Source organism: Vibrio sp. YT-18 (assembly GCF_033337345.1).
In the GTDB taxonomy this organism is placed as follows: domain Bacteria; phylum Pseudomonadota; class Gammaproteobacteria; order Enterobacterales; family Vibrionaceae; genus Vibrio; species Vibrio alginolyticus.
This window is the reverse complement of record NZ_JAWOQO010000008.1, coordinates 115,245-141,753: the sequence shown is the minus strand read 5'-3', so window position 1 is coordinate 141,753 and position 26,509 is coordinate 115,245. Positions and strand designations below refer to the sequence as shown.

Sequence of the window (26,509 nt, the reverse complement as noted above, 5' to 3'; positions counted from 1 at the left end):
TCCATTCAGAGGGAAGTGCGCTGACACGTGAAAAATAGAGCTATTTTAGATACAAAAACACCAAGCAATAACGCTTGGTGTTTACCTCACAGAATGTCGCCTCAGAAAAGGCGCTTTCCGCTGTGCTTAAAAAATGCAGTGTTTAGTAAAGCTGGTCGCTTCGTTTGCAGTCCAGTCACCTTTCGGCTTATCTTTCAGGTTTTCACACCATTGCTCGCTGCCGACACCATCTTGCAGAACACAATGCTTTGCAAAGTCTACCGCGTTGTCTGCTGTCCATTCTGTTTTTGGCTTATCGCGCATGTCGTTACACCAGCCTTCAGTGCCCACTTCATCACTACAAGCGGTCAAAGCAGAAGCCGCCAACATCAGCATGACTAGTTTTTTCATAAATTTAAGGTTCCAGTTGCAAACAATAGTAAAATTAAACTCAATCTCTTCAACACGTGCCCATTCAAGTGTCTGAATAAAGGCGTCACTAGCTGAAGTGACTTTTGTATCAACTATAACGAAATTATCAGTCTACGTGTTAAGACACCGAAAAATTATTGAGCGACTCTGTGTAAAGCGCGCCATTCTAAAAGCTATAGGCAGCGCGCTTTTGTTAGCTCACCAACCTTAAAAGAGCCAGTACCAAAGCACGTTAAACGCAGCTCTAATGCCATTTGTTCAAAGTGATCGACGACAGACTGCGTGCTGATCGTCGCAGCTTTTAATACCGCACCAGCTTGCCCAATGAGATTAGCCCCCAAATGAATGGCTTTCGCCGCTTCAAGTCCGTTATGAACACCTCCCGAGGCGATCAAGGGTAATGTAGGATGCAGTGCGCGGATTTGAGCCAAACATGTTGCTGTAGGGACACCCCAATCGCGGAAAAGCTCGGCTGCACGCTGCATTTTCGGATTATCTTGGCAATACCCTTCAACCGCACTCCAGCTTGTGCCACCCGCGCCCGCAACGTCAATTGCATCCACACCAGCATCAATTAATCGCTGCGCAACGTGTCCGCTAATACCAAAACCGACTTCTTTGATAATGATAGGAACCTTCACGCGAGATTTAAGCATCTCAATTGCCTGGAAAACACCAACCCAATTGTGGTCGCCATTTTTCTGAAACGCTTCCTGCATTGGATTAACGTGCACAAACAAGGCATCGGCTTGAATCGCCTCAACCGCACGTTGCGCATTATCGAGTTTACCTTTATCGAGCAATTGAGCGGCTCCAAGATTGGAATACAACGGTACTTCTTTCGCCAACTCACGAATGGTTTTACCCAAGCCCGAATGCTGACTTTCTTCTAAGCTAATCCGTTGCGAGCCCACACCCATGGCAATACCTAATTCACTTGCTGCTTCAGCTAAACGACAATTGATCGTTTCTGCGTCTTTTGCTCCGCCAGTCATCGAGCTAATCAAAAACGGTAGCGCTAATTGATGACCAAGAAACTCTGTCGATAAATCGATCGCGTGAAAGTCACATTCTGGCAGCGCACAGTGTTCAAACTCGACAGACTCAAAACCCGCCGTTTTATGCTTCATGCTCATATCATGATGTAAAACAGCATCTAGGTGTAAATCTTTTCGGTTAGTTTGCGGAGCCATAATGTCACCCTAAAGTAAAACAGTCGCGCAGTATTGCGATCCTTATCAGTAACGTCAATGCGAATTTTGTGAATTTGCCGGATTACTTTTCCGAAACGAGTAATGAATCTCGACTGCCCCTGACATTATAAGAAAAGAAACTCGCTTTCCGTTTTAAACAAGCCGGCAAGTTTCTCTTCAAATTGAGATAATCAGCGTACGATACCCATGATGAAAATGGATCACATTGCTCTGTAGTTTACTTTACGCTGTCCGACAGAATTAGCGACACAACAGTGCTTGTCGTCGTTGGTTCAAACTGTTCGGGATCATCACAGAATTGAATTTTTCCTTTTTCTTCTACATGGAACAGCGGTACAACTGAACTACCTTTGTGATGCGCTAAATAATCTTGATACGTGAAGTTATCGCTCAATTTCGTGTGTTTAACCTCTGCACCACGACTTAACATACTGGCTAGCTGGGTATAGCTTACATTGCCGCCCATCAGCAATTTACCATGGTACTCCTGAGCCACGGAGTGCTTCTCGCTGCCATTGCCGTTGGTTTTCACTTTTTGTAAGCAGTGAACTTTATCTTCCCCAAACTCGTCGACGAATTGCATGCAAGCCATAATGTTGAAATGCTGATCGGGCGTTAATGCAACCACTTGTCCAACTCCTATCAAGTTCAAGTTGTCGTCCGCGTGACTAGAAATAGGGTTGCCGTAATAGTAATCCAACCCCAACATACGAACCTGACTGATGTACTCCCAGTTTGAGTCAGTCATTAATACGCGGCGGTCATAACGCGCCAGCGCCTGCCCTATTTCTCTTGCTACTCGGTTAGCACCAATCAACAAGAAGCCGCGTGGTGCTGGCTCTGCAACGCCCAACGTCAGCGCTACAGGACGTGCCGTCGCACTTTGTAACACGACCGTTCCTATAATCACCATGAAGGTCATAGGGACCAGTAAAATCGCTTCATCAATGCCGTATTCGGTCAATTTGATCGCGAAAAGAGACGAAATCGAAGCAGCAACAATACCGCGCGGTGCAACCCAAGACAAAAACAGCTTATCTTTAAGACGCAAGTTGCTGCGGAAGGTTGAAAGAAAAATCGATAACGGACGCGACACTAACTGCATAAATACAAACAACAATAACGCACCGCTACCTAGCGCAGCAAAATCATCCAGACTGATTCGAGCCGCAAGGAAGATGAACAATCCGGTGATCAGTAAAATGGTTAAATGCTCTTTAAAGTGCAGAATTTGCTGAATATTGATGTCTTTAGCGTTTGCGAGCCACATACCCATTACGGTGACGGTTAGTAACCCAGCTTCAGACTCAATGTGGTTAGAGACCGAAAATACACCTAGAACCACCATCAAAACCGCAAATGGCTGCAAATATTCCGGTAGCCAAGAGCGACGCATGATCGTCGCAACTGCATAGCCTGAGGCCGCACCTAGCATGACACCGACAGCAATGATCGTCCCAAACACTTCGACGCTATTTATCGCGCTGTGAGATACGATAAACTCGTAAACCATCACAACAAAAAGCGCACCGAGCGGGTCAATCAAAATCCCTTCCCATCGCAAAATGTTAGCAAGCGTACTGTTAGGTCTTACGGTTCGTAGAAGTGGCACGATGACCGTCGGCCCTGTTACTACGGTTAAGCTGCCGAACAACATGGCAAGCTCCCAAGTAAAGCCGAGGAAATAGTGTGTTGCGATACTGGTCGCCGCCCACGAAATGATCGCCCCGATGGAAACAATGCTCCATACCGAACCACTCACGCCACGAATTTCTTTAAAATTTAAGGTCAAACTGCCTTCAAATAAAATCACTGCCACCGCCAAAGAGACCAACGGAAAGAGCAAATTACCTAATATCTCATCAGGATTTAACCACTGCATAAATGGCCCGACGATCAGCCCTGCCAACAACAAAAATAAAATCGCTGGCAAACGCAATCGCCAAGCTAACCATTGGCAACCTAAACCAATAACCCCAACCGCTGACAGCACCAGCGCTTCATTACCCACTTGCATCAATAATTACCTGTTTTTGTCTTTTTTCGCGTGAATGCGCTATACCCGAATACATTCAGCCTTACGGTCAAATAGAAACAACCGAACGTGCAAATCAAACGACTGACCTTCGATGACATCGCTACGAAACGCACATGTTTGAAGTCCTTTGGCGATCGCATCAGAACTATGAATATAGTTGACCCCCAATGACTTAACGACTCATTTTTGTTCATCAGGTCTTAAAGTGGCACACAAGTGTGCGACTTTGTCGAATTCATCATTACGCATTGAGTTTCATTATGTAGAATGATTTCTGAAGAAAGCGCGGAACCTAGCACTATATGAGGCTAAGGCATAGAGCATGAACTAAGCTTTAGCGTAAGTGCTCAAAGTTAAGAATCGTGGGTCACGCGACGTACGCAAGGAGAAATGGATTGTACGTAATACTAGCACTGTTCATGGCGTGTCTCGCCATCCTCATCGGAGTGAAAGCCGCCAACCGAGCTGCACTTTTAGAAAAAGAACTAACCAAACTTCGTGAGGAAGTCACATCACTACGAGCCAGTGTCCATGGGGGCTCAAACCCACAAGCGCACCAACAATCCAGCATCGAAAAAGACACACCATCTGTAGCGACGTCACCTCACATAGAATCACCACAGAAAAATGTCTCATCCTCTGGGGAACATGATCCAGCTGCCAACCTAGACTTGGACCAGAGCGCTGCGAATCAAGGGTACGCCCAGACAAGAGAAGTGCAACTGGATGTTTTTATTCAAGAAAATGAGTCATTCCTTCAGAGTAAAGTTCAGAGCCTGCTTAGCAACATTCAAGAAAATTGGTTGGTTTGGGTAGGCGCATTGGCCATGCTGATCGGTGGAGGTTATCTCGTACAGGTGATTGGTAGTCACATCCAGTTTTCGCCATTTATGCGAGTGTCCTTTGCCTTTGTGATCTCATTACTTATGGTGCTTGTTGGCGAGTGGTTTCACCGTAAAGAACAACAGAATCCGCAACGGGCAGCACGAGCCCAAGGCTTTACGTATGTTCCTGCTGCTGTTACCGGTACGGGATTAACGGGCATTTACTGCACCGTCATTTTTGCCTTTGTGGTTTATCAAATGCTAACGCCGAGTATCTCGTTGATCATCTTGGCTTCAGCGGCATTTTTCAGTTTAGCATTATCATTGCGACAAGGGCCGTTAATGGCCGTGCTTGGCTTAATTGGTGGCTACACAGCACCACTGTGGATTGGGGGTAATGAACCCAACTACTTTTTGTTAGCCGGATACATCTGCGCAATTTCGTTCGCGGCGACCTTATTGATGCAAAAAGTGCGTAGGTCATGGATTACGCCAAGTATCGCGATTCCACATGTCATTTGGATGTTGCTGTTGATTGAGAGTACACCAACAGAACTGTTGTTCTCGTGGCTCGCGATTTATCTCTCCATCACTTTGTATCTCATTTTCGCGGTTCCGAGAATGGGTTGGATGCTCAATCCTCGCTTTCGTCACTATCAAAGCAAGTGGACAAACTCGCCGACCGCTACCGCTCTCGCAACTGCTTTATTGACCTTTTCTGCCGTCACCAGAATGCCGGAGCTGAACACTCTACAAATGGCGTACTGTTATACGCTGCTTGTTGCGAGCATCTGGCTACCAGCACTTCGTACAGGCTGGTCATTACGTGTATTTTTGCCATCCATACTCGTCTCGGCAACCGCGCTGATAGTTCTTACCATCGCTTTTGATGCGCTGTATATGGTAGAGCGAGAAGCTAGCATCCTATTCGCATTGGCGGTGAGTATTGCGCTGATCTGCTATCGAACATATTGCCAATCACTTAGTGACCGTTCGCAACTCAGTGGGCTGCTTCTGCTGGTACTGGCTCCCACGATGAGCTTAATTACGTTGTTTTATATTGACGAATTTATGCAAGGCTACCTGTGGTATTGGACTGCATTCTGCGCATTGATGGCCACTTACTACGTTGTGCTTGGTCAGCGTGCACGTTCGTTGGCATTAGAATGCTCTGCCGTTATGCATGCTTTAATCGTAGGTATCGCTTTTGTTTGGTTGAGCGATACTTGGTTAACAACAGCAATCTCAATACAAGTTGCGATAATGGCCTTACAGGCTCAAGTCGGGTTATTTCGACCTGCGAGTTGGGCGATTAAAGTGGCAATGGGAATACTGGTTATCCGACTCACGCTGCTACCTTTCATCCCCGAATGGCAACCGGTAGAAGCTGGGCATTGGGCTTGGGTTCTTGTGAGTTATATGCCTTCTCTCTTCATCTTGTCTTATGCTCGTTCAACACTAAAACAAGTGGACCGAGAACTGACCAACTGGTTTGAAGGGGCGTTTTTACATGTATTCTTAATGGCATTGTTCACCCAAACTAACTACTGGTTAACGGGGCAATATGGTTACTTGGGGCACATCGACTTCACAAGTGCGGCAGTCTTTGCCAATCAAGCATTAGTTATGGGTTTGGTATACAGCTACCGCAGCCAATTTGCGCAACGCTTAAGCCGTATCTACGAAATCTATAGTTACTTGCTTTGGTGCGCGTTCGCTATATTGATTATTTTGCTTAATACGGCAGAATCGCCGTTGGTGACTGATAACGTCTCGGCACAAGCACTTCCCATCTTTAACATGCTGAGTATCGGCTGGCTGTTACCAGCTTGCATCCTGCTTATCGCAACGTTTAAGCGCTGGAATACGTTGCAAGTTCATCGATTTGCGATTGCTAGTCTAGGCTTTTTACTTGCAGCCATTTGGTTGGGGATGTCTATCCGTCAATTCTGGCAAACCACATCGATGATGCTGTATCAGCCAACCAGCATGGCAGAGTTGTTCAGTTATTCAGTGGCTGGCTTGCTCGTAGGTGGGTTGCTGACTTGGCGCGGCATGACCCAACAGGGGCTGATGATGCAGCGTGTCGGTCTAGTGGTCCTTGCCTGTGTCGCACTGAAAGTATTCTTATGGGATGTGAGCTCTCTGGATGGGTTCTGGCGAGCAATAAGCTTCTTAGGCTTAGGTGCGTCTTTGATAGCACTTGGATGGCTATTCCAGAAATTGAATCGTTCGGTGGCAAAAGCACTCGAGCCCTAGACGAGTCAAAGAGAGATTCCCGACAGTGCGCTGTTTTCGTTATTGGGGGACGATAACAGTGTAAAGCCGGGAATCATTGGAGTGTTCGTTACTTCAGTAAAGCGACCACGGTATGACGACGCACGTTTGCTTGCGCATTCAATGCCTGAAAAGTTGAAGTAAACTCGCCAGACTTTTGCATGAATCCATCCAGTTTTGCATTCACTTCATTGACTGAAAGCTGTGCGGTTTTGGTTTGGATAGAACGCATTTGAGTATTCAGTTCACCATGAAAAGCTTTCGCTTCCTGCAAGCTCGTTTGAACTTGTTTCAGATGCTGATTTACTTTGGCAATCGTCTGCTTGATGCCGTCGCGTGAGCCTAGATCAAACCCGAGCTCCGCAATACCATCTGGCTCAGACTTTAAGTTCAAAACGTTAGGCTGTCCCGCAGGGAATCGGTGCCCTTCCCCCGTTACCATCACCTTTTGCTGCATTTGTTGATAAGCGTTGTCTCTGGCTTCAAACAAAATGCTGCCATCATCGGCTAATGAGGCTCGCATTCCTAACGCAATCAAGCTGCGATCCAGCATTTTGACCGTTCGCTCACCGTCTGATTGTCCATCAAACTGAATCATCACCGCTTGACCTTGAGGAAAATCCAAACGGATTTGCTCGGCCTTGTCGCTTAAGCGATGAACATTCAAACCTGGAATAGAAAAGCGACGAATGTCCGCTTTATCCAGTTTTAAGTGCAGTTCGTTATTTAGGACTTTCTGGCCATCGAAACGTGCTTGCTCAACGACTTTTTGGATGGTGGCTTTAGAACGAACCAATGTATCCTGCAAACCAGGAACATTTTGTACGCCTTGATTAATAGCTTGCGTCAAACCACGTTTAATTTGCGTGAGCTCTTTGCCAATCACCTGCAGCGATTTGGACGCGATCTGAACCGCCGTGGCTTGCTGCTGACCCTGCGTAAGCTGAATACCAGATACAGAGTAGGCTGACGCAGTGTCAGCCTGAATTTGCGCCGGGCGCGGTTTAATTGCCGTACTTGAGTCTGCAGAACGGGTCGGCATGATAGAGGCTTGTTCTTGTCCACCTAAGCGTATGCTATGGGGTCTAACCTCTACTGTACTCATTACCATAAAAAGAACTTCCTAACCTTATAAACGGTCAAACAGCGACAAACCATCGATCTTCACATAGCTTGCTTGCGTTGCTTGCAAAGCGGCCATGTAATTACTCAATCGTACCGACGCTTCACCATAGTCCAGAGCAGAGAGGTCTCCAGATACTTTGTCAACGAACAGCTTGTTTTCACTGTGCGCGCCACCAACAAGATCTAAGTTGTTGTGTCGACCACCAATCTCAGTCATGGTCCCTAGTACGTTTGAAAAAGTATCGTCGATAGCGCTGATACTCGCCTCAACTTCAGCTCTGAAGTTGGCGGTAGGGCTCTCAAACTCTTTGATCAGCGCATCAATTTGGTTAAGCACGTTATGGCCTCCCCCAAGGTCCAATATTTCTTTTGCAGTCATATTGGAATCCATCGTGACACCTTTAGCAATTGTTACTACGCGCTTGTCACTATTACCTTCAATTACGTAGCTGCCGCTCGCTTTACTTACAGCCGCAGTATCCGTTTTAGTACCAGAGAAAAGGTAGTGCCCTTCTTCATCCTGCGCGTTAAAAGACGACTCAATAGAGTCACGGTAACTCTTAAGCTCTGTAATCATACCGCCACGACTTTCGTCAGTAAGAGAGCCGTTCGCACCCCAAAGCGCGATGTCTCGCATGCTTTTTAAGCTTTCTTTGATCGAATCTAAATGGGTTTCTTGACTCGATAGCGTCGTTTTTACGTTTTCAATGTTGTTTTTGTACTGAGCAATCGCACTGGTTTCTCGGTCTAAGTTAAGCAACTTGATCGAAGCCATTGGATCGTCAGACAGCTTGGTCAAGCGCTTGCCAGTAGACATCTGTTGCAGAGCTTCGCCTAATCCCGCGCTATTGCTCTGCAAGCTGTGCAACATCATTTGACTAAATTGATTGTCACTAATTCGCATCTAAACTTTCCTCTTAGAATAACTGCAGAATAGAATCGAGCAGTTGATTTGCTGTGCTGATCACTTTCATGTTGGCATTGTGCGCATTAGCAAACATCATTAGGTTAGCCGCTTCTTCATCGCTGTTTACGGAACTAACATTATCGCGAGCTGCGTGCGCTTGCTTGTTCATGGCTAACTTCGCTTGATAATCAGCATTAGCTTGGCGTGCTTTAATTGCGGTTTGACCCACCATTGAACTAAAGGCATCGTTCAAGCTTACTGAGCCGTAACCTGATACCGCCACTGGCTTGTTGCTTAACTCGATCAATGATTGCAACGCATCTGCGTTACCAGGTGTTCCATCACTTGAGAACGCAAGCTCATCTGGAGTTAGCTTGGTAATATCCAAACTGGCTGCAGGGTTTGCTGGGTCATAGCTGAACAAAGGTTTACCTGGGTTGCCATTTAAGTCTTTGCCAGTCGCAAGCACGGCGTTGTATTCATCCGCGAGAGCTTTCGCCATGTCATTCAGAGCCAGTTGGTTTGGTTTCAACACTTCGGTTTGATAGTCATTAATCGCACCTAATTTGCCACCAAGCGAGTCACCAATCGCAAAGCTTTGATTCGAGAACGTGACGTGTAAGTCCGCCAAGTAAGGATCACTCGGGTCAGGAATGGCTTCCAGTTTGCCATGGTCCGTACCCATCACAAGCGGTTGACCAGAGGTTAGTGTGACCTGAACACTGCCGTCATGCTGCTGTGTTGTTTTGATTTCAATGGTTTGAGATAACTCACCGATTAACCTATCTCGTTCATCCATTAACTGTGATGGGTTACCACCTGTACCTTGCATCTCTACCAGTTGCTTGTTCACCTTCGCGATATTTTCCATAAGGCTATTCGCGTGGTTAAGCGCTGCATTACGTTGGTCGCTCATGTCTTTATGTTGATTGTATAAAGACTCGGTAAGCGTATTAAAACGGCGGGCCAAAGCTTCAGATTCGTTAATGATCTGCTGGCGGTAGGGTATGGATTCTGGCTTAACAGTCGCATCGTTAAGCGCGGCGTTTAGTGAGTCCAAGCCAGCCGATATACTGAAACCATCGGCACCAAGCGTATTCTCCAGCTGACTCATGTTACTGGTGTATCCAGATGCGTATGCCGCCATACTGTTAGTCGACCACGTTTGCTTAATCAGAAATTGATCAGTAACGCGGCGAATGCTAGTGACTTCTACCCCTAAACCTGGACTTAAGCGATTGGCTTTACCATCATCGACAGACGCCATCAACGCTTGTTGACGACTGTAACCCACGGTATTCACGTTTGCCACGTTTTGCGCGGTTACGTCTAGGGCCACACGGTTCGCGCCTAAACCTGAAAGGGCAATATTAACTAGGTTCATTTACAGCTCCATTTTTCTGATCAACGGCTGAGAAAACGCGGTAGTCATACCGGCCTCACCGAATACCTGTTTAACAGAGGCGACGGCTTGAGAAGCGGTATTAAATAGGCTTGAATTCTTCTCCACCTCTTTAGAATCTACTTGTGAGATAGATTCAGAATTCGAAGCTTTACCATCGTTAGCGGATGAGATGTTGCGCGCAGCATCGAAAGCAACCTCACGCATAGACGGGCTCAGCTGCTGGATGAGCATATTGGCAATGCCTGAGCTCTGTTTCTTTGCTAGTTCCATCGCCAGCTGACCGTCATACATATCACGGAATACCCCTTGTTGCTGACTGGCGAACGGGCTGTCTTTATCAGCAAGAGCATCACTACTGCTGCGCATTTGGCGTAACACCATTTGTAGGAACATTGCCTCAAATTGACCTGCGACGACTTCAAGTGCGCCTTCTTGATCACGACTATGCTTGATGTTAGCCAATGCACTATTGTCGTGATAAAGCATCGAATTTAACTGAGTTTGTTCATTGGTACTGTCTAGCTTCATCCTTAACTCCTTATATCACGACCAATTCAGCGTTCAATGCACCTGCTTCACTCAAAGCTTGCAGGATAGACATCAAGTCTGTAGGCGTGGCACCTAAACTATTTACCGCATTAACTATGGTGTTAAGTTCCGTGCCTGGAGGCCAAATCACCATCTGAGCGAGATCTTCATTCACATCAAGGTCCGTTTGGTTAACGACTTTCGTATCGCCATTTGCAAACGCATTAGGCTGACTAACTTGTTGTGATTCAGAAATTCGCACGGTCAAGTTACCGTGACTTACTGCTGCTTCACTCACTTTGACACTCTTACCGATCACTACGGTGCCAGTGCGAGAGTTAAAGACAATACGAGCAGGTTTACGGCCTTCAACGACGCTCATTTCTTCAAGCATCGACATCATGACGACACGCTGCTGTGTATCTTTTGGTGCACGCATATCAATGCGCGCTTTATTGATCGCAACTGCAACGTTAGGCCCAAAAGTGTTGTTAATTTCACGCGCAATATTTTTTGCTGTAGTGAAGCTAGGCTTGCGCAGGTTTAGGGTGATTTCATCACGTTGGTTGAAATCGGTTTTGATTTCTCTCTCTAAAGTCGCACCATTCGGAACGCGACCCGCCGTTGGTGTGTTTACTTCTACTTTGGAGCCACTTCGCCCCTCTGCAGATAAGCCGCCCACAACCACGTTACCTTGCGCAATCGCGTACACTTCGCCATCAATACCACGTAAAGGCGTTAGCAATAACGTACCACCGCGAAGGCTCTTTGCATCACCGATTGAAGACACAACCACATCCAACGTTTGTCCTGGGCCTGCCATTGGGTCAACGGACGCTGTCACACTCACAGAAGCCACATTTCGTAGCTTAGGGTTCATACTGTCATCAATTTGAACCCCAAACTGACGTAGCATGTTGGTAATAGATTGAGAGGTAAATTTCACTTGGTTTCGGTCACCTTGGCCGGCTAAGCCAACTACCAAACCATAACCAACCAGTTGGTTTTCTCGAATGCCGCGAACATCGACCAAGTCCATGATCGGAATTTCCGCTTCAGCACGTGAAGTGCCTGGTAGTCCCAAGGTCAACACCAATAGGAGAGACATAAAGAAAGATTGCATTGTCTTCATTAGAAAGGTACCCATGGGCTGTTGAAGAACTGAGTTAGCCACCCGGCTGCGTTGCTGTCAGCTAGCGCTCCGCGACCTGCGTAGGTAATTCTTGCATCAGCAATTCGTTGAGAAGAAACTTGGTTACTGCGGTTAATATCATCCACACGGACGATACCGGTTAGACGAATAAACTCGTCGCCTTGATTCAGACGAAGCCATTTTTCACCGCTGATACGCAATACGCCATTAGGTAATACTTCGTGTACCGTTACCGTAATGGCACCTTGAAGCTTGTTGCCTTGTGAACTTGATGCACTGCCATCGAAGTTACGTTTGCCATCCACGCTAACCCCTAACTCATCGATAGTTTTCGTGCCTATGGTCGGAGCCACAAAGTTAATTGCTGAACTTTTACCGAACTTAGTACCCGCATTTTTACTCGATGAGGTTTCTTCTGATAATTGAACCGTTAATACATCGCCAACTCGGTAAGCACGACGATCCTGAAACAGGGTCATCGTGTATTGGTGACGATAAAGGCTACCAGATTGGGTTTCCGGCAGCGTGTAATCGAGCGTTGGTGGTGCATATTCCTCAGCATTCGGCTCAGGCGGAATAAATTCCTGACGGCCAGCACATCCCACCAGCAACACGGCGGCTACTGCCCAACTCTTAGAAAGCCATTTCATTGCTTTTTCCTTCATCATCACCAATTTCATACTTACATTGATTGCGAAACAAACTTCAGCATGTCATCTGCAGCAGAGACCACTTTCGCATTCATCTCATACGCACGTTGAGTGGTGATCATGTCGACCATCTCTTCTACTACTTGTACGTTTGACCCTTCCAGTGCACCTTGCTTGATAATGCCGGCGCCATCAGCTCCTGCAATCAGCTCATCAGCTGGACCGCTGGCTTCCGTTTCACGGAATAAGTTGCCACCCATGGCCTCTAAGCCGGCTGGATTGATGAATTTTGCAAGTGTAATTTGACCAAGCTGCTGAGGTGTTGGATCATCTGCTGTTGTTGTAGTCACTGTGCCATCAACACCCACAGAGAAAGAGACCGCATTGTCTGGGATCTGGATTTGAGGCTCTAAAGGCAGGCCCTGACTGTTCACCATTAAGCCTTCTGAGTTTCGATGGAACTGACCATTACGTGTATACATGATCTGTCCGTCCGAGTTTTCTATTTGGAAGAAACCCTGACCCATTACAGCAAGATCCAACTCTTGCGTTGTGTTTTGGGTATTACCTTGCGTGAACACTTTTTGTGTGCCAACAACGCGAACACCGCTACCTAGCTGAATACCACTTGGTAGTTCGTTAACTTGGTCTACTTGTGCGCCTGGTTGACGCTGAATGCTGTAGAAAAGATCTTCAAATACGACTCGGTCACGCTTAAAGCCAACCGTGTTTACGTTTGCTAGGTTGTTAGAAATGGCAGTCATCTTCGTGTCTTGCGCTGCCATGCCTGTCTTACTTACCCATAATGCTGAATGCATTTTTTACTCCTTGCGGGGCGAGACTTAACTCGCCGCCATTAATTTGTTACCAGCTTTTGCTAGAGTTTCCGCCGTTTTCATCATGCGAACTTGCATTTCAAAGTTGCGCGTCAGCGACATCACACTAACCAATTCATCAATAGCAGATACGTTACTGCCCTCAATGTGCTCAGGAGAGAGTTGCACGGTTTCATCTGCCGCGAATGGCACGCCATCTACGCTGTGCAGCAAGCTATCGCTCTCTTTTTGCAGTTGATTAATTTCCGGTTTAACCAACTTCAAAGTGCCTGCCACAATTTCTGCGCCGCCACCTGGTGGGATCACTGAGACTTGACCACGTTCGCTGATTTCAATCTTTTGATAGTCCGGCACAACCAAAGGACCATTGTCACCGAGGACAGGGAACCCATTGATTGTTAGAGCGCCAAAAGTATCGACCTGAATATTGCCTGCACGGGTGTAAGCTTCGTTACCCGCTGGGGTTTCTACAGAGAGATACCCCTCACCCATAACCGCAACGTCCAACGGACGTCCTGTTTTCACAATATCGCCAGCGTCGAAACGTGTTGAGGCAGAGTTGGTCACAACCATAGTGCGACCATCAAAACCTGGGCCTTGCATCTCTACACTACGCACACGCTCCATATCCGCTCGAAAACCCGCAGTATCAGCATTTGATAAGTTGTTTGAACGAACGTGCTGCGCTTTAAGAACTCGGCTGGCACCCGACGTTGCCGTAAATAACAAACTATCCATGCAAAACTCCCATTACACCGCGTTAAACAAAGCTTGAGTAAGCTTGTCGCTGGTAGAAATTGTCTTTGCGTTTGCTTGGTAGTTGCGTTGTGCAGTCATTAGAGCAACAAGCTCGCTGGTTAAGTCAACGTTAGAACCTTCTAATGCACCCGGAGTTAGATCACCCATCGTACCTGACCCCGGAACACCCATAATTGGAGCACCTGAGCTAAAGCTTTGAGTCCATGATGTTCCACTCACTTTCGCTAAGCCTTGTGTGTTTGCAAAATCAGCAAGAACAACCTGACCTTGTAGCTGTGATTGGCCGTTAGTGTAAGTCGCGTAAACCATGCCGTTACCTTCAACGCGTACACCTGCAAGTTCACCTGATGTGTAACCGTTAGGGCTATTAGTACTTACGCCAAAAGCTGCACCAAATTGCGTGCTGCCTTTCAGGTTAATGTCTACACTCATCGCGTTCGCACCTGCTGCAGGGAATGAAACATTAAACGGCGCAGTTGGTGTTGAAAGCGAGCCGTCTTTACCAAACGTTACAGGCACAGTTGCTACTGGCGTCGTACCGCCATCTACTTGAACGTTCACTTCCCACGAGTTAGAAGCAGTCTTAGTAAAGTACTGAGTTACCGTGTGCGAGTTACCCAATGAGTCGTAGACTTTTGTTGTGTAAGACGAGTTAAATGAGCTTGGATCTTTTGGATTGAATGGCGTTACGGCTTTATCAATAACAGACGCGCTTGCGTCGAAGTTCGCAACAAAATCTAAGCTGTCTGTTGCTTTAGCATTCAGTGAGGAAGTCGATACCTGAATATTACCCACAGAACCTGTCATTAGGTTGTTGTTGCTATCGACACTGTAACCTTGAAGCTTTGCACCGCTGTTAGCCGTAACAAAGTTGTTCTTATCCGTTGAGAACACACCTGAACGTGTATACAACATTTGGCCCATATTATCTTTAGTAACAAAAAAGCCACCGCCATTAATAGCTAGGTCCATCGCACGGCCAGTTCCTGTGATACTGCCGTCTTTGTCGAAGTTCTGTGAAATTGACGCGACTTCCACACCACCAGGTTGCATGCCGTTATATACAGCGGAGAATTCTGTGCGGCCACCTTTAAAACCATACGTTGATGCGTTGGCAATGTTGTGGCTGATTGTGTTTAGCTCTGTGTTGGTCGCGTCCAGACCACTTAGTGCGATGTTAAAACTCATAAATAGACCTCTGATTTCCGTATTTGGTTAAGCACCAAACTGAGTGATTTGATAGAAAGGAACGTTGCCAACGCCATGGACATTGACTAATGCTGCGCCACCGGTATTAGGAATGCGCACTTGCTCAACAGTGCCTGCCATCAGCACATTTGGACTTGCTTGCCCTTCTTGCACTTCTACGGCCACTGAGTATTTGCCTGGTTTAAGACCAAGTTCTTCAGGATTAATTGAAAAGTCGACGTCACCTTTGCCGTGAGCACCTAGTGGCACTTTAGTTGATTGACCAAATTCATCTTTAACAACTAACGTGACTTGGTTTGAGCTATGAGCGAGTTCGATTTTTCCGTTTTGTACGTCTTCACCAAGCTGAAATTCATCCGCATTGACGTAAACCGTTTGCCCAACAAGGCCCGCTGTTGACAGCACTTGCATGTTGTCCAGTAACACCATGCTCTGTTGCATTGTCTTAGACATATTCTCGGTACTTTGTACCTGCGAGAACTGAGCCAATTGACCAACGTATTCCGTACCATCAAGGGGATTAAGTGGGTCTTGGTTTTGAATTTGAGCCACCATCAAAGAAATAAACTCATTCTCCAATGAAGAAGCACTGTTCATGTCTTTAGGGTTTGGTGAGATACCGTTGCTGTCTTTTGCTTTTGTATTTACTGGAGCGTCAGACGATAAAGGGGTGTATTGTGCAATACTCATTAGCTACCCTGCCCTAATCTAAGCAGACCTTGCTGCATACTTTTTACATTGGCTAATACTTCAACATTCGTTTCGAAGCTGCGTGTTGCGGACATCATGTCTGCCATTTCAGCAACTACATCAATATCTGGGTAAAACACATAGCCTTCATCATTAGCCAGTGGGTTGTTCGGCTCAAAACGCTTCTCTGCATCTCCAGCATTTTTAACAACGTCAACAATGCGAACTTCTGCATTGGGATAAGCTCCATTTTCTGTTGTCATTTGCGTTTTTTGGTACACAGTCGCAAATACTGGCTTAAGCGCTTTATAAGCATCTTCTGGATTTGCAGATACTGCATCTGCGTTTGCTAAGTTACTGGCTACCGTATTCAGACGCACAGTTTGTGCTGTCATCGCGGAACCAGTGATCGAGTAAATATCAGTGAATGACATAATTAACGTCCCTCAATCGCTTTCGCTAAGCCATTAAATTTCATGTTGAGAAACGTCAGGCTAGTTTGAAAGTCCATGTTGTTTTGCGTGAATTTTGCTTGTTCAACACCAAGCTCTACGGTGTTGCCATTTTTGCTATTCTGGTAAGGCACCGAGTATTGGGCCTGAACCTGGAACTTTGGCACCGGTTTGTTCACACCACCTGCCGTTACTTGGTTCATTACGGTGGTGAAACTTAGGTCTTTCGCCAAATACCCAGGGGTGTCAACATTTGCTAGGTTACTGGCGAGGACTTTGGTACGCTGAACGCGAAAATTAAGTGCCTCTGGATGTACTCCTAAAGCATTTTCAAATGTGATCGCCATGCATCTTCCTTACAGTTGGCTCGAATACGCCAACATACAAACAAGATACGTGCCATAAAAAATAGCCATATATATCAATGATTTACAAACAAGGATGGAAGCCAAACTTCCGGTTCTCGGAAAGCATTAAAAACAAGAGGAAAGTGTCTACTTCCTCAACAATAATGCTGACGTTACTCGCTTTGACATCAGAACAAGCATTCGCCAACACCAATGACAAAACCCTCAGCGTTGAAGAGATAAGGTCCGTTGTAGCAACGGATTTCGAACAAGAGGTGGATCGCGTAGCGCTCTCCAATCAGTGGGGGAAGTACAAACTGGACTTCGACATGTGGGTGCCCGGTTCGGCCAATCACTTGCCAGAATGTGAATCGCCTTTAGTTATCACAGGTCGTGACAACAACACGTTGCCAGTCGGTAACCTCAAGCGCTCAGTCAGCTGCGACAATATCGCATCACCATGGCGAATTAACGTTACGATAAAGTCTTCGCTGACTCTGCCTGTTTTGGTCGCGACAACCACGGTTGGCCGAAATGAAGTCGTAACGGCTAAACACATAAAGCTTGAAACCCGAACCATCTCTCGCCAAGACGATTTTTATACTCGCCCCGAGCAAGCAGTAGGCTTAGAAACCTCTCGTCGTTTGAGGGCTGGACAAGTGGTTAATCCATCCAATTTGTCGGCCCCACCTCTAATCGAGAAAGGCAATGAAGTCATAGTCATTGCGAGCAAAAATGGATTTAGTGCCAGCACAAAAGGAGTCGCCTTAGAAGATGGAGCGAAAGGGCAACAAATTGACGTGGAAAACCCAAGTTCGGGCAAGGTCATAAGAGCAGTCGTAACTGGATTAAACCAGGTTCATACTCAATTTTGATTTTTTGACTCGGGGTAACATTTTTTAATTTTGGCTCTCGTCAGTAACACTGAACTTCGAGTACAAAAAAAATATTTAATGTTTATCACATTCTAACCGCCTACTTAATTTAGAACATGATGATGAGGACCACAGCATGAAAATCGACAAAGTCGCGGGCGGTCATGTCCCACAAACAAAATTACAGCAAGCAAGCAAACAGCCTCTCGACGTCGTCGAACAGAGCAAAGTACACGAGCCTGCATTTCAAGCGAATACCGTAGCGATAGATCGCGCTCAAGCTGAAATGGCATCACTACCTGATGTTGATATGGAAAAAGTAGAACAAGTACGCAACGCATTAGCGCGTGGTGAACTTAGCCTAGATACAAAAGTGCTATCCAAGGCAATCATGCAGTTCCATACAGGTCACGAGTAATAAAACGCTAGGAAGACATCATGGCAAGCGCAGTATCGCAGCGAATTCAACAATTTGTTCGCTCTATATCTGAGGATATTAAGCTTTATCAACAACTGCTTCCTTTGCTTCAGCAGCAAAAGGTATTGTACTTAAAGTTTGATGGAGAGGCACTGAACGACAATGTTCAGAAACAAATGCCGATACTCAATAAACTCAGCCGCTCCGCCAATGACAGAAGCCAGTGTATGCGAGCGCTGGGGTTAGCGTGTAATGACGCCAGCGTAAAACGAATTTTCAATGCTTTGCCTGCCCAAATAGGTATGCAAGCTAGAAAACAATGGGCGCTATTGGAAACGTTGGTAAGTCAGTGCCAACAATACAATCAGAGCAATGGCCACAGCTCTGCGGCGTTCCATGAGTTGGTCAGTCAACTCAAACAACCTGTGCAACACACTTATGAAGATAAATCGTTCTAAACGATGTTCGTCTTGCCTACAGATTCAGTCGCCATCTCGGCTGAGTACTGTAGGCCTTTTTATTTTTATTGCCTTTCTGTCCTACCTTCCATTCACATGCCAGGCAAAACCAAATGCTGTCGATATTCAAACGCAGTATCAAGTATTAGCCCCATACAAGCCACAAATTGCCAAGCGTCTCGATTCATCCAAGCCGGTAATTAACCACATTTTCAAACAGCTTCAAAACCACTCATTACCAAATAGCCTAGCCTTAGTGCCAATGTTAGAATCTTCTTACAACCCCAAAGCCGTTTCTCACGCTAACGCCGCCGGACTTTGGCAGCTGATACCAGCCACAGCGAAACGATTCGGATTAACGATAAATACAAAACAAGACGATCGCTTTGACACAGAAGCCAGCACAACGGCCGCGCTCAAGTACCTGGCGTTTTTATACAACAAATTCGATCAAAATATGGCTCTCACTTTAGCTGCATACAATGCCGGAGAAGGACGTGTTGCACGTGCTATTCAGCGAGCAGGAAGTCGAGATTTCCAACAACTCACGCTGCCTAACGAGACTCGCCAATACGTCAGCCGCTTCTATGCATTGGAAAAGTTGATAGATATCGGTCAGTTACAATCCTCATCATTTCAACCTTTACTCTTGTTTGCTCCAGACACTCCTATGATTTCACAACCGCTGGTCGACTTTAGCCGACTGCCTCCGCTAGTTAATTTGTGATAAAAGCTACGACAGAGCTCAATGTCAGAGAAACGTAAAATCACAAGATCCTGTTCGGCGGATTTGAAAACTCGTGATCTCTATGCAAACGTGTGCAAAAAAGTTGAGGTAAGGTATCTCAAAGATAAGAAAGAGTAGTGGTTTACTAAAAAGCGCCCCAATTGCGCTTGGCAATTGGGTAGATATGCGTCACATTGCGTTTGCAAAAAAACATGAAAACCAATGGTCAGACCTAATAATTATTTACACACTAAATGTAAAACAGCTATTGTTTTCATAGTTCGAAACAAATCTAACATATCAAGATGACGCTTCGCTTGCGCGTCTGGAATAAGTCCGGGTTCCGGGGGGGAGTCCGGACTTTTTTATTGCTCTAAAATCTTTGCCCACAATAGAGCCAACAGAAGCTAAGTCGTAATGATGCAAACTAGCTGTTTATAGTAATTCTTTAGAAATCAACTGAAGTAAAAACGTTTCGCGCTCAATGCTCATGCCTTTTTTCGGGCTTTCTGCCATCGTTTTTTCATTGTGTGCAATTGCTTCGTGTACGTTCATCCATACCGGGCGCATTCCATTTTTAACTTCGTAATCTTCATACGCCGTTTCGCCTAGCTCACGTTCGATTTTACATGTATAACAATACGACACCATGTGCATCACGTCAGCGTCATCCTTGTACCACGGACGAAACTCCTCAAAGATTCCGAAAGGCTTAATACCATGTATATTTTGGGCGCCCGTTTCTTCCTCTAATTCACGGACTAATCCAGCAATGACATCTTCACCATCATCAATACCACCGCCTGGTAGCGTGTAGTCATGGTAACGTTCTGTATAGAGCAACAGCACATCTTCACCATCAAGTACAATGGCTCGCGCTGCATTGCGCTGAAAAACAATTTTGTCATCCAAATGCTCTATGTCTGGATGAACGGTCGATTTTAAATGTCTCATCGAAAATACCACGGTCAATGTTTTGTGCGCATATTACCGAATTTCACACTTTAAATCATTGTTGTAGGCCAGGTACGTTCGAGCGCTTGTCAGGAAGTGATTGATATGACCTTCACAACAATACGCCAAGAACAGAAGTGTGACGTGCTAATCAGCAATAAATGAGAATATCTAAATTCTTATACGTCCCTCTTACTTTTAACATCGATAAGACAATAATCTCTTAAAGTTGCCTATAATCAATACAATACTCGCCCACCCCATGCGGAGATAAAGAATGAAAAAGACAAATTTAATGATGGCTATGGCTGCAACATTGGTACTGGCTGGTTGTTCAACTTACGAGGGAGCGACCCGATCAACTGAGTATACCTCCGTTGCAAATCCCGCAGCCGTATACTGTGTTCAGCAAGGTGGTGAGCTGGATACCGTGTCGGAAAACGGCGAACGTGTCACTTACTGTGTGCTGTCGGACAATGAACGCGTCGAGCAATGGGAATACTATCGCGAGAATCACAAAGAAAATGAGGGTGACAACTACTAATTATTTTTATCGATACGTCACCTTCCCTCTATCACTTAGGAGCCTTTGGGCTCCTTTTTTATTTGATTTATCAAAGTGTTCTTACGTTGTTTTTACATACCTCTGACTTTACCGCACATCGACCCTATATCGAACAGTGTTCTATTCTTGACATTCCCCTGACATAACTTTCCACTTGGACAATAAAATTCCAAACACAGATCACACTAATTCACATTTCTTCCACATTTTCTGGGACAGGTGAGCAAGATGAAAACACAAATAGTAAAAGAAGCCGAGTCAGCCCCAAGCAACGTTGTTACTGAAAAATCAAAGCGCATTATTTATAAATCAAGCTTAAACGCCTTGATGATTGTCGCTATAAGTATTCTCGTTAACCTTAGTCTTCGTCTTGATTATGTCGTGTTGGGATCAAGCCTTGGCGAGCTTTCCGTTACAGAAACGCTCCAGCTTGTGATGCTTGCTATTGCATCATGGTCGTTTTTCAGCTTATCGAAACAACAGCCTCAGCTAAAGCATGCGGCTATTTTGATTGCAGGATTTTTTGCAGTACTGATTATTCGCGAAACGGACTATTGGACAGACATGATTCATCATGGCTCTTGGGTTTTCCCAGCACTTGCTGTCACCGCACTGGCTTGCGCCAAAGCTTACCAAGGTGGTAAAGGTACCATGAACGAAATGGCGACCATTTTAACGGTGCCACATATGAAGCTATTAGTTGGTGCTGTAATGCTATTATTAGTCTTCTCTCGTTTGTATGGTATGGGTAGTTTTTGGCAACAAGTGATGGACGAAAATTACATCCGTGATGTTAAAAATATCTCAGAAGAAGGTATAGAACTGCTTTGCTACTGTTTGATCGCATTAAGCGCCGTCCGCACAAAACGCGAGCTTAATGAATAGACTCTGGGTCAAAGCGACGGTTCAATGCCGTCAGTATCGGATGGAAGATACTTAATGCCTTTTCCGCAGCACCTACAGATTCATCCAAGGCCGTCATTTCGACGGCCTTTTTCATTTCTTTAATATGTTGCAAAGCCTCTTTATCGAGCGGTAAAGAGAGCAATTTATGAATAGTATCTCTTGCGATCATAAGTGGCTTTTTTCGGACAATTGATAAATCTCGGAAAAATACGCCATGCTTGACCCCTTCTAAATAAACTCGGTAGGTTGTGAGTTCATCGAGTAGCAAGAATGTCTCCGCCATAAGCCCTTTATGTGGGTATGGCACGCTAATATGTTTGCTGATATCCAGTGGAATATTGAGGGTCACCCCCATGGATTCGCAATCGGATTTAAGTACTCGTAATAAGCCTTGCTCATCCATCAAATTCTGGATATCAATGATTCGTTCGAGGTGGTAGTCATTAGACAGCAAGATAACCTCAACCGGATGCCCCAACCATAACTCGAACAACCCACTTTTGCACAAAACTTGGGAAACATAACGCATGTTTTGAAACGTGTTCAACGACTCCGTTTCTAAGAGTATATGACGTTCAGGGAACGGATTCACAGAGTCTGCGTTTAGGGTTCTAAAATACGCGTACATCGCCTCTGCTTCAGAAACACTTTGTCCTTGCGTTACTCCGCCACAAAAAACAATCACCGTTCGCTCTATCGGTAGTGATGCAGTCCTACAAGACAAAGCTTCGACTCTGGTTATGCCCTCAGAGGTCAACCTGTTATTGACGAGGCGTTTACCTAAAACGATGACGATGTTGTCTAACTTCATTTTAAAATCTCGCGCTTAGTTGGCAGTGTTACAAAAATCTTCTTTCACTCCCGACCCACAAGCTTTAACATCTAGTTAACAACACTGTTCTAGAGACCTTTATAAAGGTTCACTGCTAAAGGAAGTCAATTATGCTGTCGATTTTCGATATATTTAAAATTGGTGTCGGGCCATCCAGCTCCCACACTAATGGTCCTATGCTTGCCGGATTCCATTTCACTCAGCTAGTTAGCGACTCTATGGCGAAAGTGCATCGGGTGCAAGTGGACCTTTATGGCTCATTGTCACTGACAGGTCGAGGGCACCATACAGACCGAGCCACGGTCCTTGGTTTGATGGGAAATAAACCTGATACCATCAAAATGAGCAGTGCCAAAAGTGCGCTACAAAATACCATAGACAATAATACGCTCATGCTCGCCGGTACACACCAGATTGAGTTTAGCTACGACCATGACATCGTCTTTCATAGCGACAACCTTCCCCTGCATGAAAATGGTATGACGATTACGGCATTAGACGCAGCTGGAGATCAAGTAGCGTTTGAAATTTATTACTCCATTGGAGGCGGATTCATCGCCACCGCCGACGAACTAGAGAACGGCACGCAACAAAATGAGGTCGCAGTACCATTTCCGTTTACATCCGCAGATGAGATGCTGGAAAAAGCCGAGACGAACGGTTTCAGCTTGGGAGGCATGATCCTCCAAAACGAACTCGCATTTCGCTCAGACGAAGAAATTAACCAAAGAGCAGAGCAAATTTGGAAAGTGATGTCGCTCTGCATGCAACGTGGCTTCGATACGGAAGGGATTTTGGAAGGTGGTCTAAATGTCACTCGTCGAGCACCAAACCTTTTGAAAAAGCTCGAAGCCAACGCTGCAGTTGAAAACGATCCGATGGAGATCATGGATTGGATCAATCTCTTCGCCTTTGCGGTTAGTGAAGAAAATGCAGCAGGAGGGCAAGTCGTTACTTCTCCAACGAATGGCGCAGCAGGGGTGATTCCGGCGGTATTGATGTACTACCATCGCTTCATCAAAGAGCTCGATGTTAAACAGCTAAAAGACTTTCTCGCAGTCGCCGGCGCTATCGGCATCTTATATAAAACTAACGCGTCAATTTCTGGTGCAGAAGTGGGGTGTCAGGGAGAAGTTGGGGTTTCTTCATCCATGGCTGCCGCTGGCTTAACAGCGCTAAGAGGGGGCAGTAACGAGCAGATTTGTATTGCTGCGGAAATTGCGATGGAGCATTCATTGGGTATGACTTGTGACCCGATTGGCGGCTTGGTTCAAGTACCTTGTATTGAAAGAAATGCCATGGGAGCAATGAAAGCGATTAATGCATCGCGTATGGCATTAAAGCGCACAAGTAAATGCTTAATTTCGTTAGATAAAGTTATCGAAACCATGTATCAGACTGGTAAAGATATGAATAAAAAATACCGTGAAACTTCTTTGGGGGGCTTAGCTGTCATTCATATGGCACCGCCATGCGAATAATGGCAGGTGGTCATTGCGCTTAGCTTCTCACCATACGCTTATCTGGTAATTATGATCTGATGATATTACATATAGAAATGCCGCGAAGAACGCGGCATTTTCTTAACAAGAAACTATTCGATTAATCACGTCGACCACGAAGTTCAATTTTTTGAGTTGCAGCATCCGAATGGATTGTTACACCGCCATAGGCCATTTCATTGCGACCCTTCAGCGTCAATTGAGAATCTGCACGCTCTACGTCAACCTGATTTTTCGTTGCCATCGTCATATCAATCGTGCCCGTGTATGACCCATCGCCAGCAAATGCTACGTTTGTTGAGCAAACCATCAAAACAAGTGCGATTAGTTTTTTCATACATCACCTCTATTATCGTTCTTACTTTCTGTCGGTGGAAAAACTGTAACAACAGAAACGCGCTCATACGAGGAAAGCCATTATTTACCAAATGGAAATCCATGCTAATAAACTGATGTAACCAAGAATAACTTATCGTTACCTTCAATAAATCAGGGATAAGGCAGCAACTTAAATTGACCGAGCGTTGTCTTTTCTTAAGAAATTCAGCGATATGATTTGTCGACAAAAGCCAAGCGAGACAATGTATGAGCGTTAATCTGGATATTCAAAATATTTTGGTATTAAAACGGATGTATGAGTTACGTAACGTCCGGTTAGTCGCAGAATCACTCGGTAAAACGTCAGGAGCAATCAGCAAAAATCTGACAAAGATGAAAACTCAGCTCAATGATCCGCTATTCGTTCAGACCAAAAATGGCTTTGAACCAACACCTTTTGTGGAAGCGAACATTGCGCATTTTGAGCAAATAATCAACAGTATTGATTCCATCAAACCACAGCATTTTTCACCAGCTCATTTTGACGGTTCAATCACTATTTATGCCAACACATTGTTTTGGGAGTACTTTGGTGACAAGTTTTACTTGGAGTTACTAAAGCACGCTCCAGAAGCAAAATTCTCATGTTTGCGCTGGGGTAGCGAAGCAAAAAAACGATTAATTGACGGTGAAAACGCCATTGCGATTCATTACTTTGATGAAGATCTGCCACAGTCAATTGTTCAGACCGAACTAGGGCGAGGAAAAGCGGTATTTTTTGTTCGACAAGATCATCCCGCTCAAAACTCCCAAGAACTAGAAGAATACCCTTTTATACTTTTTAAAACGCCGGGATGGAACGACTACCGATACCCAGTGTTGGAAAGGCTCAAACATATAGGTTTTAGAACCACACCTAAAGTGGAAATTGAGCATCCAGCGATGATTCAAAAAGTGCTTCTGCAAACGAATCATTTTGGCATAACGATGAGTGGACATGTTCCTAAGGGTTGCCGGAGTATCGCGCTTCCTGCTGGGCTAGAGCTTGATGTTCGCTACGTGATGAGCTGTCGTCGCTCTCAACAGCAAGCTCCGGTAAATCAGTGGTTATTAGATGTCATTAAGCATGTCGCTCAGTCCTAGACTGATGACTTGCTACTGCTAATAATAGCCAAACCACACATGCGCTCTACTTACTCGCTGAACGAACATTAAAGACTCTGTATTAACCATTGAGCAAAGGTGTTTACGTGTGATTTTTCGGATGCTCGAACCATCATATAATGTGCACCAGAACTTGGCATATGCCAAGTTCCAACCTGGACTAATACGCCCTGTTGCAGCTCATCCTCAACAAGAAAGTCTCTTACCAACAACACGCCAAGTTGATTAATCGCAGCATGAATAGCAAGCAATGAATGCTCAAACTCGGCGACGACTTTGCTCACCTTCCCTTGATAACCTTGGTGCGCAAGCCACTCTTGCCAAGATTCATGATAACCGCTAGTGCAGATTTTAGGCACTTTAGCTAACTGCGAGAGGTCATTTATCGGGTTTAAATGCATAAAGCCCGGGCTTGCGACAACGATCCAGTTTTCTTGGGTTAATCGTATGGCTTCTTGCTCTTGCCAATCTCCATCTCCGTTAATAATTTCGATATCCGCAATCGCACTGGCGCTTGGAACTGTACTAGCAGTAGTCGAGATTTTAAAGGAGATGTCTGGGAATTGTCGCTGAAAATCAGCCAATCTTGGCATTAACCATTGAGAGCAAAAGCTGTGAGCGACATGTAAGTTAACTTGCGTATTCTTGGGACGAGTAAATAAATGCTGCGTCGTGGTCGATAATGTTTGAAGCACATGATTAACCACTGGCCAGTATTCTTGCGCGGAGCAGGTCAGCGTAAGGTGAGTGCCCTTACGCTCGAATAACGTCGCATTGAGCTGTGACTCTAGCGATTTCACCTGTTGGCTTACGGCCGCACGAGTCACATTTAGCTCCTCTGCGGCTTTTGTAAAACTCTGTAGTCGCGCCGTGGCTTCAAAGGCTCGGAGCAAATTGAGCGGCGGTAAACTTTGCATATAATTCTCCCAAACACTTGGCTGTCATGCTATGAACTGGTGATGACA

Annotated in this window: 28 protein-coding genes; 9 read left to right on the top strand and 19 right to left on the bottom strand. The window is 45.5% G+C overall.

What is annotated here, in order from left to right; genetic code table 11:
- Nucleotides 1-126: 126 nt before the first annotated feature.
- The 3 genes from R7M72_RS13010 to R7M72_RS13000 form a co-directional block, all read right to left on the bottom strand.
- Nucleotides 127-390 (bottom strand): DUF3012 domain-containing protein, encoded by a 264-nt coding sequence (locus R7M72_RS13010; RefSeq protein WP_005373992.1) that lies wholly within the window; start codon nt 388-390, stop codon nt 127-129.
- A gap of 194 nt (nt 391-584) precedes the next feature.
- Entirely contained in the window at nt 585-1,604 is a 1,020-nt protein-coding gene (gene fni / locus R7M72_RS13005) for a type 2 isopentenyl-diphosphate Delta-isomerase (protein WP_005373993.1), read from the bottom strand.
- Nucleotides 1,605-1,842: 238 nt separating this feature from the next.
- Nucleotides 1,843-3,642 (bottom strand): cation:proton antiporter, encoded by a 1,800-nt coding sequence (locus tag R7M72_RS13000; RefSeq protein WP_005373994.1) that lies wholly within the window; start codon nt 3,640-3,642, stop codon nt 1,843-1,845.
- 440 nt (nt 3,643-4,082) lie between these two features.
- On the opposite strand from R7M72_RS13000, the gene R7M72_RS12995 reads away from it, so the two are divergent.
- Entirely contained in the window at nt 4,083-6,746 is a 2,664-nt protein-coding gene (locus R7M72_RS12995) for a DUF2339 domain-containing protein (protein WP_373921431.1), read from the top strand.
- Between the two features lie 88 nt (nt 6,747-6,834).
- Here the strand turns inward: R7M72_RS12995 and R7M72_RS12990 are convergent, their stop codons facing one another.
- Genes R7M72_RS12990 through flgB form a run of 12 tightly spaced genes read right to left on the bottom strand, consistent with a single transcriptional unit; the run spans nt 6,835 to nt 16,825 of the window.
- On the bottom strand, nt 6,835-7,875 hold the full coding sequence (locus tag R7M72_RS12990) for a flagellin (protein WP_005373996.1): 1,041 nt from the start codon (nt 7,873-7,875) through the stop codon (nt 6,835-6,837).
- An 18-nt stretch (nt 7,876-7,893) separates the two neighbouring features.
- Nucleotides 7,894-8,793, bottom strand: coding sequence for a flagellar hook-associated protein FlgL (gene flgL, locus R7M72_RS12985; protein ID WP_005373998.1), 900 nt, complete (start codon nt 8,791-8,793; stop codon nt 7,894-7,896).
- Between the two features lie 13 nt (nt 8,794-8,806).
- Entirely contained in the window at nt 8,807-10,180 is a 1,374-nt protein-coding gene (gene flgK / locus R7M72_RS12980; protein ID WP_005374000.1) for a flagellar hook-associated protein FlgK, read from the bottom strand.
- Complete coding sequence (locus tag R7M72_RS12975) at nt 10,181-10,729, bottom strand: rod-binding protein (RefSeq protein ID WP_005374002.1); 549 nt, start codon at nt 10,727-10,729, stop codon at nt 10,181-10,183.
- 10 nt (nt 10,730-10,739) lie between these two features.
- Nucleotides 10,740-11,876 carry a flagellar basal body P-ring protein FlgI gene (locus R7M72_RS12970; RefSeq protein ID WP_086026720.1) on the bottom strand — a complete coding sequence of 379 codons (1,137 nt, stop codon included), beginning with the start codon at nt 11,874-11,876 and terminating at the stop codon, nt 10,740-10,742.
- A complete protein-coding gene (flgH, locus tag R7M72_RS12965; protein ID WP_017635111.1) occupies nt 11,861-12,532 on the bottom strand; it encodes a flagellar basal body L-ring protein FlgH in 672 nt (223 codons plus the stop codon). The genes R7M72_RS12970 and flgH overlap by 16 nt, the downstream gene beginning before the upstream one ends.
- A gap of 32 nt (nt 12,533-12,564) precedes the next feature.
- On the bottom strand, nt 12,565-13,350 hold the full coding sequence (gene flgG, locus R7M72_RS12960) for a flagellar basal-body rod protein FlgG (protein ID WP_005374008.1): 786 nt from the start codon (nt 13,348-13,350) through the stop codon (nt 12,565-12,567).
- A gap of 24 nt (nt 13,351-13,374) precedes the next feature.
- Complete coding sequence (gene flgF / locus R7M72_RS12955) at nt 13,375-14,106, bottom strand: flagellar basal-body rod protein FlgF (RefSeq protein WP_005374009.1); 732 nt, start codon at nt 14,104-14,106, stop codon at nt 13,375-13,377.
- 12 nt (nt 14,107-14,118) lie between these two features.
- Nucleotides 14,119-15,315, bottom strand: a complete 1,197-nt coding sequence (flgE, locus tag R7M72_RS12950; protein ID WP_017635110.1) for a flagellar hook protein FlgE — start codon at nt 15,313-15,315, stop codon at nt 14,119-14,121.
- Between the two features lie 27 nt (nt 15,316-15,342).
- Nucleotides 15,343-16,026 (bottom strand): flagellar hook assembly protein FlgD, encoded by a 684-nt coding sequence (gene flgD / locus R7M72_RS12945; RefSeq protein WP_005384410.1) that lies wholly within the window; start codon nt 16,024-16,026, stop codon nt 15,343-15,345.
- Complete coding sequence (gene flgC, locus R7M72_RS12940) at nt 16,026-16,460, bottom strand: flagellar basal body rod protein FlgC (protein ID WP_005374012.1); 435 nt, start codon at nt 16,458-16,460, stop codon at nt 16,026-16,028. Before flgC ends, flgD begins: the two co-directional genes overlap by 1 nt.
- Nucleotides 16,461-16,462: 2 nt before the next feature.
- Nucleotides 16,463-16,825: a flagellar basal body rod protein FlgB gene (gene flgB / locus R7M72_RS12935; RefSeq protein ID WP_005374013.1), complete on the bottom strand. Its 363-nt coding sequence runs from the start codon at nt 16,823-16,825 to the stop codon at nt 16,463-16,465.
- Between the two features lie 77 nt (nt 16,826-16,902).
- Between flgB and flgA the strand changes: the two genes are divergently transcribed.
- The 4 genes from flgA to R7M72_RS12915 all read left to right on the top strand — a co-directional run bounded on the left by flgA (nt 16,903) and on the right by R7M72_RS12915 (nt 19,303).
- Complete coding sequence (flgA, locus tag R7M72_RS12930) at nt 16,903-17,700, top strand: flagellar basal body P-ring formation chaperone FlgA (RefSeq protein WP_005384406.1); 798 nt, start codon at nt 16,903-16,905, stop codon at nt 17,698-17,700.
- Nucleotides 17,701-17,836: 136 nt separating this feature from the next.
- The gene (flgM, locus tag R7M72_RS12925) at nt 17,837-18,118 is read left to right on the top strand and encodes a flagellar biosynthesis anti-sigma factor FlgM (RefSeq protein WP_017635108.1); all 282 of its coding nucleotides are present in this window, start codon (nt 17,837-17,839) and stop codon (nt 18,116-18,118) included.
- Nucleotides 18,119-18,138: 20 nt separating this feature from the next.
- Nucleotides 18,139-18,576 carry a flagellar export chaperone FlgN gene (gene flgN / locus R7M72_RS12920; protein WP_005374018.1) on the top strand — a complete coding sequence of 146 codons (438 nt, stop codon included), beginning with the start codon at nt 18,139-18,141 and terminating at the stop codon, nt 18,574-18,576.
- Nucleotides 18,557-19,303, top strand: a complete 747-nt coding sequence (locus R7M72_RS12915) for a lytic transglycosylase domain-containing protein (protein ID WP_025768021.1) — start codon at nt 18,557-18,559, stop codon at nt 19,301-19,303. The genes flgN and R7M72_RS12915 overlap by 20 nt, the downstream gene beginning before the upstream one ends.
- Nucleotides 19,304-19,738: 435 nt before the next feature.
- Here R7M72_RS12915 and R7M72_RS12910 read toward each other — a convergent pair whose 3' ends face one another.
- Complete coding sequence (locus tag R7M72_RS12910) at nt 19,739-20,257, bottom strand: NUDIX hydrolase (RefSeq protein WP_017635106.1); 519 nt, start codon at nt 20,255-20,257, stop codon at nt 19,739-19,741.
- Nucleotides 20,258-20,534: 277 nt separating this feature from the next.
- Between R7M72_RS12910 and R7M72_RS12905 the strand changes: the two genes are divergently transcribed.
- The gene (locus R7M72_RS12905) at nt 20,535-20,801 is read left to right on the top strand and encodes a DUF333 domain-containing protein (protein ID WP_005374023.1); all 267 of its coding nucleotides are present in this window, start codon (nt 20,535-20,537) and stop codon (nt 20,799-20,801) included.
- A gap of 249 nt (nt 20,802-21,050) precedes the next feature.
- Entirely contained in the window at nt 21,051-21,707 is a 657-nt protein-coding gene (locus R7M72_RS12900; protein ID WP_005374025.1) for a hypothetical protein, read from the top strand.
- Here the strand turns inward: R7M72_RS12900 and R7M72_RS12895 are convergent.
- A complete protein-coding gene (locus R7M72_RS12895) occupies nt 21,697-22,539 on the bottom strand; it encodes a YdcF family protein (RefSeq protein WP_017635105.1) in 843 nt (280 codons plus the stop codon). The genes R7M72_RS12900 and R7M72_RS12895 overlap by 11 nt on opposite strands.
- A 131-nt stretch (nt 22,540-22,670) precedes the next feature.
- Between R7M72_RS12895 and R7M72_RS12890 the strand changes: the two genes are divergently transcribed.
- A complete protein-coding gene (locus tag R7M72_RS12890) occupies nt 22,671-24,041 on the top strand; it encodes an L-serine ammonia-lyase (protein WP_005374028.1) in 1,371 nt (456 codons plus the stop codon).
- Nucleotides 24,042-24,162: 121 nt separating this feature from the next.
- On the opposite strand, the gene R7M72_RS12885 is transcribed toward R7M72_RS12890, so the two are convergent.
- The gene (locus R7M72_RS12885; protein WP_005374030.1) at nt 24,163-24,399 is read right to left on the bottom strand and encodes a hypothetical protein; all 237 of its coding nucleotides are present in this window, start codon (nt 24,397-24,399) and stop codon (nt 24,163-24,165) included.
- Between the two features lie 248 nt (nt 24,400-24,647).
- Between R7M72_RS12885 and R7M72_RS12880 the strand changes: the two genes are divergently transcribed.
- On the top strand, nt 24,648-25,523 hold the full coding sequence (locus R7M72_RS12880) for a LysR family transcriptional regulator (protein WP_025998654.1): 876 nt from the start codon (nt 24,648-24,650) through the stop codon (nt 25,521-25,523).
- Between the two features lie 68 nt (nt 25,524-25,591).
- On the opposite strand, the gene R7M72_RS12875 is transcribed toward R7M72_RS12880, so the two are convergent.
- Nucleotides 25,592-26,461, bottom strand: coding sequence for a LysR substrate-binding domain-containing protein (locus R7M72_RS12875; protein ID WP_054576175.1), 870 nt, complete (start codon nt 26,459-26,461; stop codon nt 25,592-25,594).
- Nucleotides 26,462-26,509: the final 48 nt, after the last annotated feature.

Excerpts from the sequence above, each read along its gene's own strand:
- R7M72_RS13010 (WP_005373992.1), bottom strand. The coding sequence starts at position 390 with ATGAAAAAACTAGTCATGCTGATGTTGGCGGCTTCTGCTTTGACCGCT.
- fni (WP_005373993.1), bottom strand. The coding sequence starts at position 1,604 with ATGGCTCCGCAAACTAACCGAAAAGATTTACACCTAGATGCTGTTTTA.
- R7M72_RS13000 (WP_005373994.1), bottom strand. The coding sequence starts at position 3,642 with ATGCAAGTGGGTAATGAAGCGCTGGTGCTGTCAGCGGTTGGGGTTATT.
- R7M72_RS12995 (WP_373921431.1), top strand. The coding sequence starts at position 4,083 with ATGGCGTGTCTCGCCATCCTCATCGGAGTGAAAGCCGCCAACCGAGCT.
- R7M72_RS12990 (WP_005373996.1), bottom strand. The coding sequence starts at position 7,875 with ATGGTAATGAGTACAGTAGAGGTTAGACCCCATAGCATACGCTTAGGT.
- flgL (WP_005373998.1), bottom strand. The coding sequence starts at position 8,793 with ATGCGAATTAGTGACAATCAATTTAGTCAAATGATGTTGCACAGCTTG.
- flgK (WP_005374000.1), bottom strand. The coding sequence starts at position 10,180 with ATGAACCTAGTTAATATTGCCCTTTCAGGTTTAGGCGCGAACCGTGTG.
- R7M72_RS12975 (WP_005374002.1), bottom strand. The coding sequence starts at position 10,729 with ATGAAGCTAGACAGTACCAATGAACAAACTCAGTTAAATTCGATGCTT.
- R7M72_RS12970 (WP_086026720.1), bottom strand. The coding sequence starts at position 11,876 with ATGGGTACCTTTCTAATGAAGACAATGCAATCTTTCTTTATGTCTCTC.
- flgH (WP_017635111.1), bottom strand. The coding sequence starts at position 12,532 with ATGAAATGGCTTTCTAAGAGTTGGGCAGTAGCCGCCGTGTTGCTGGTG.
- flgG (WP_005374008.1), bottom strand. The coding sequence starts at position 13,350 with ATGCATTCAGCATTATGGGTAAGTAAGACAGGCATGGCAGCGCAAGAC.
- flgF (WP_005374009.1), bottom strand. The coding sequence starts at position 14,106 with ATGGATAGTTTGTTATTTACGGCAACGTCGGGTGCCAGCCGAGTTCTT.
- flgE (WP_017635110.1), bottom strand. The coding sequence starts at position 15,315 with ATGAGTTTTAACATCGCACTAAGTGGTCTGGACGCGACCAACACAGAG.
- flgD (WP_005384410.1), bottom strand. The coding sequence starts at position 16,026 with ATGAGTATTGCACAATACACCCCTTTATCGTCTGACGCTCCAGTAAAT.
- flgC (WP_005374012.1), bottom strand. The coding sequence starts at position 16,460 with ATGTCATTCACTGATATTTACTCGATCACTGGTTCCGCGATGACAGCA.
- flgB (WP_005374013.1), bottom strand. The coding sequence starts at position 16,825 with ATGGCGATCACATTTGAAAATGCTTTAGGAGTACATCCAGAGGCACTT.
- flgA (WP_005384406.1), top strand. The coding sequence starts at position 16,903 with ATGATTTACAAACAAGGATGGAAGCCAAACTTCCGGTTCTCGGAAAGC.
- flgM (WP_017635108.1), top strand. The coding sequence starts at position 17,837 with ATGAAAATCGACAAAGTCGCGGGCGGTCATGTCCCACAAACAAAATTA.
- flgN (WP_005374018.1), top strand. The coding sequence starts at position 18,139 with ATGGCAAGCGCAGTATCGCAGCGAATTCAACAATTTGTTCGCTCTATA.
- R7M72_RS12915 (WP_025768021.1), top strand. The coding sequence starts at position 18,557 with ATGAAGATAAATCGTTCTAAACGATGTTCGTCTTGCCTACAGATTCAG.
- R7M72_RS12910 (WP_017635106.1), bottom strand. The coding sequence starts at position 20,257 with ATGAGACATTTAAAATCGACCGTTCATCCAGACATAGAGCATTTGGAT.
- R7M72_RS12905 (WP_005374023.1), top strand. The coding sequence starts at position 20,535 with ATGAAAAAGACAAATTTAATGATGGCTATGGCTGCAACATTGGTACTG.
- R7M72_RS12900 (WP_005374025.1), top strand. The coding sequence starts at position 21,051 with ATGAAAACACAAATAGTAAAAGAAGCCGAGTCAGCCCCAAGCAACGTT.
- R7M72_RS12895 (WP_017635105.1), bottom strand. The coding sequence starts at position 22,539 with ATGAAGTTAGACAACATCGTCATCGTTTTAGGTAAACGCCTCGTCAAT.
- R7M72_RS12890 (WP_005374028.1), top strand. The coding sequence starts at position 22,671 with ATGCTGTCGATTTTCGATATATTTAAAATTGGTGTCGGGCCATCCAGC.
- R7M72_RS12885 (WP_005374030.1), bottom strand. The coding sequence starts at position 24,399 with ATGAAAAAACTAATCGCACTTGTTTTGATGGTTTGCTCAACAAACGTA.
- R7M72_RS12880 (WP_025998654.1), top strand. The coding sequence starts at position 24,648 with ATGAGCGTTAATCTGGATATTCAAAATATTTTGGTATTAAAACGGATG.
- R7M72_RS12875 (WP_054576175.1), bottom strand. The coding sequence starts at position 26,461 with ATGCAAAGTTTACCGCCGCTCAATTTGCTCCGAGCCTTTGAAGCCACG.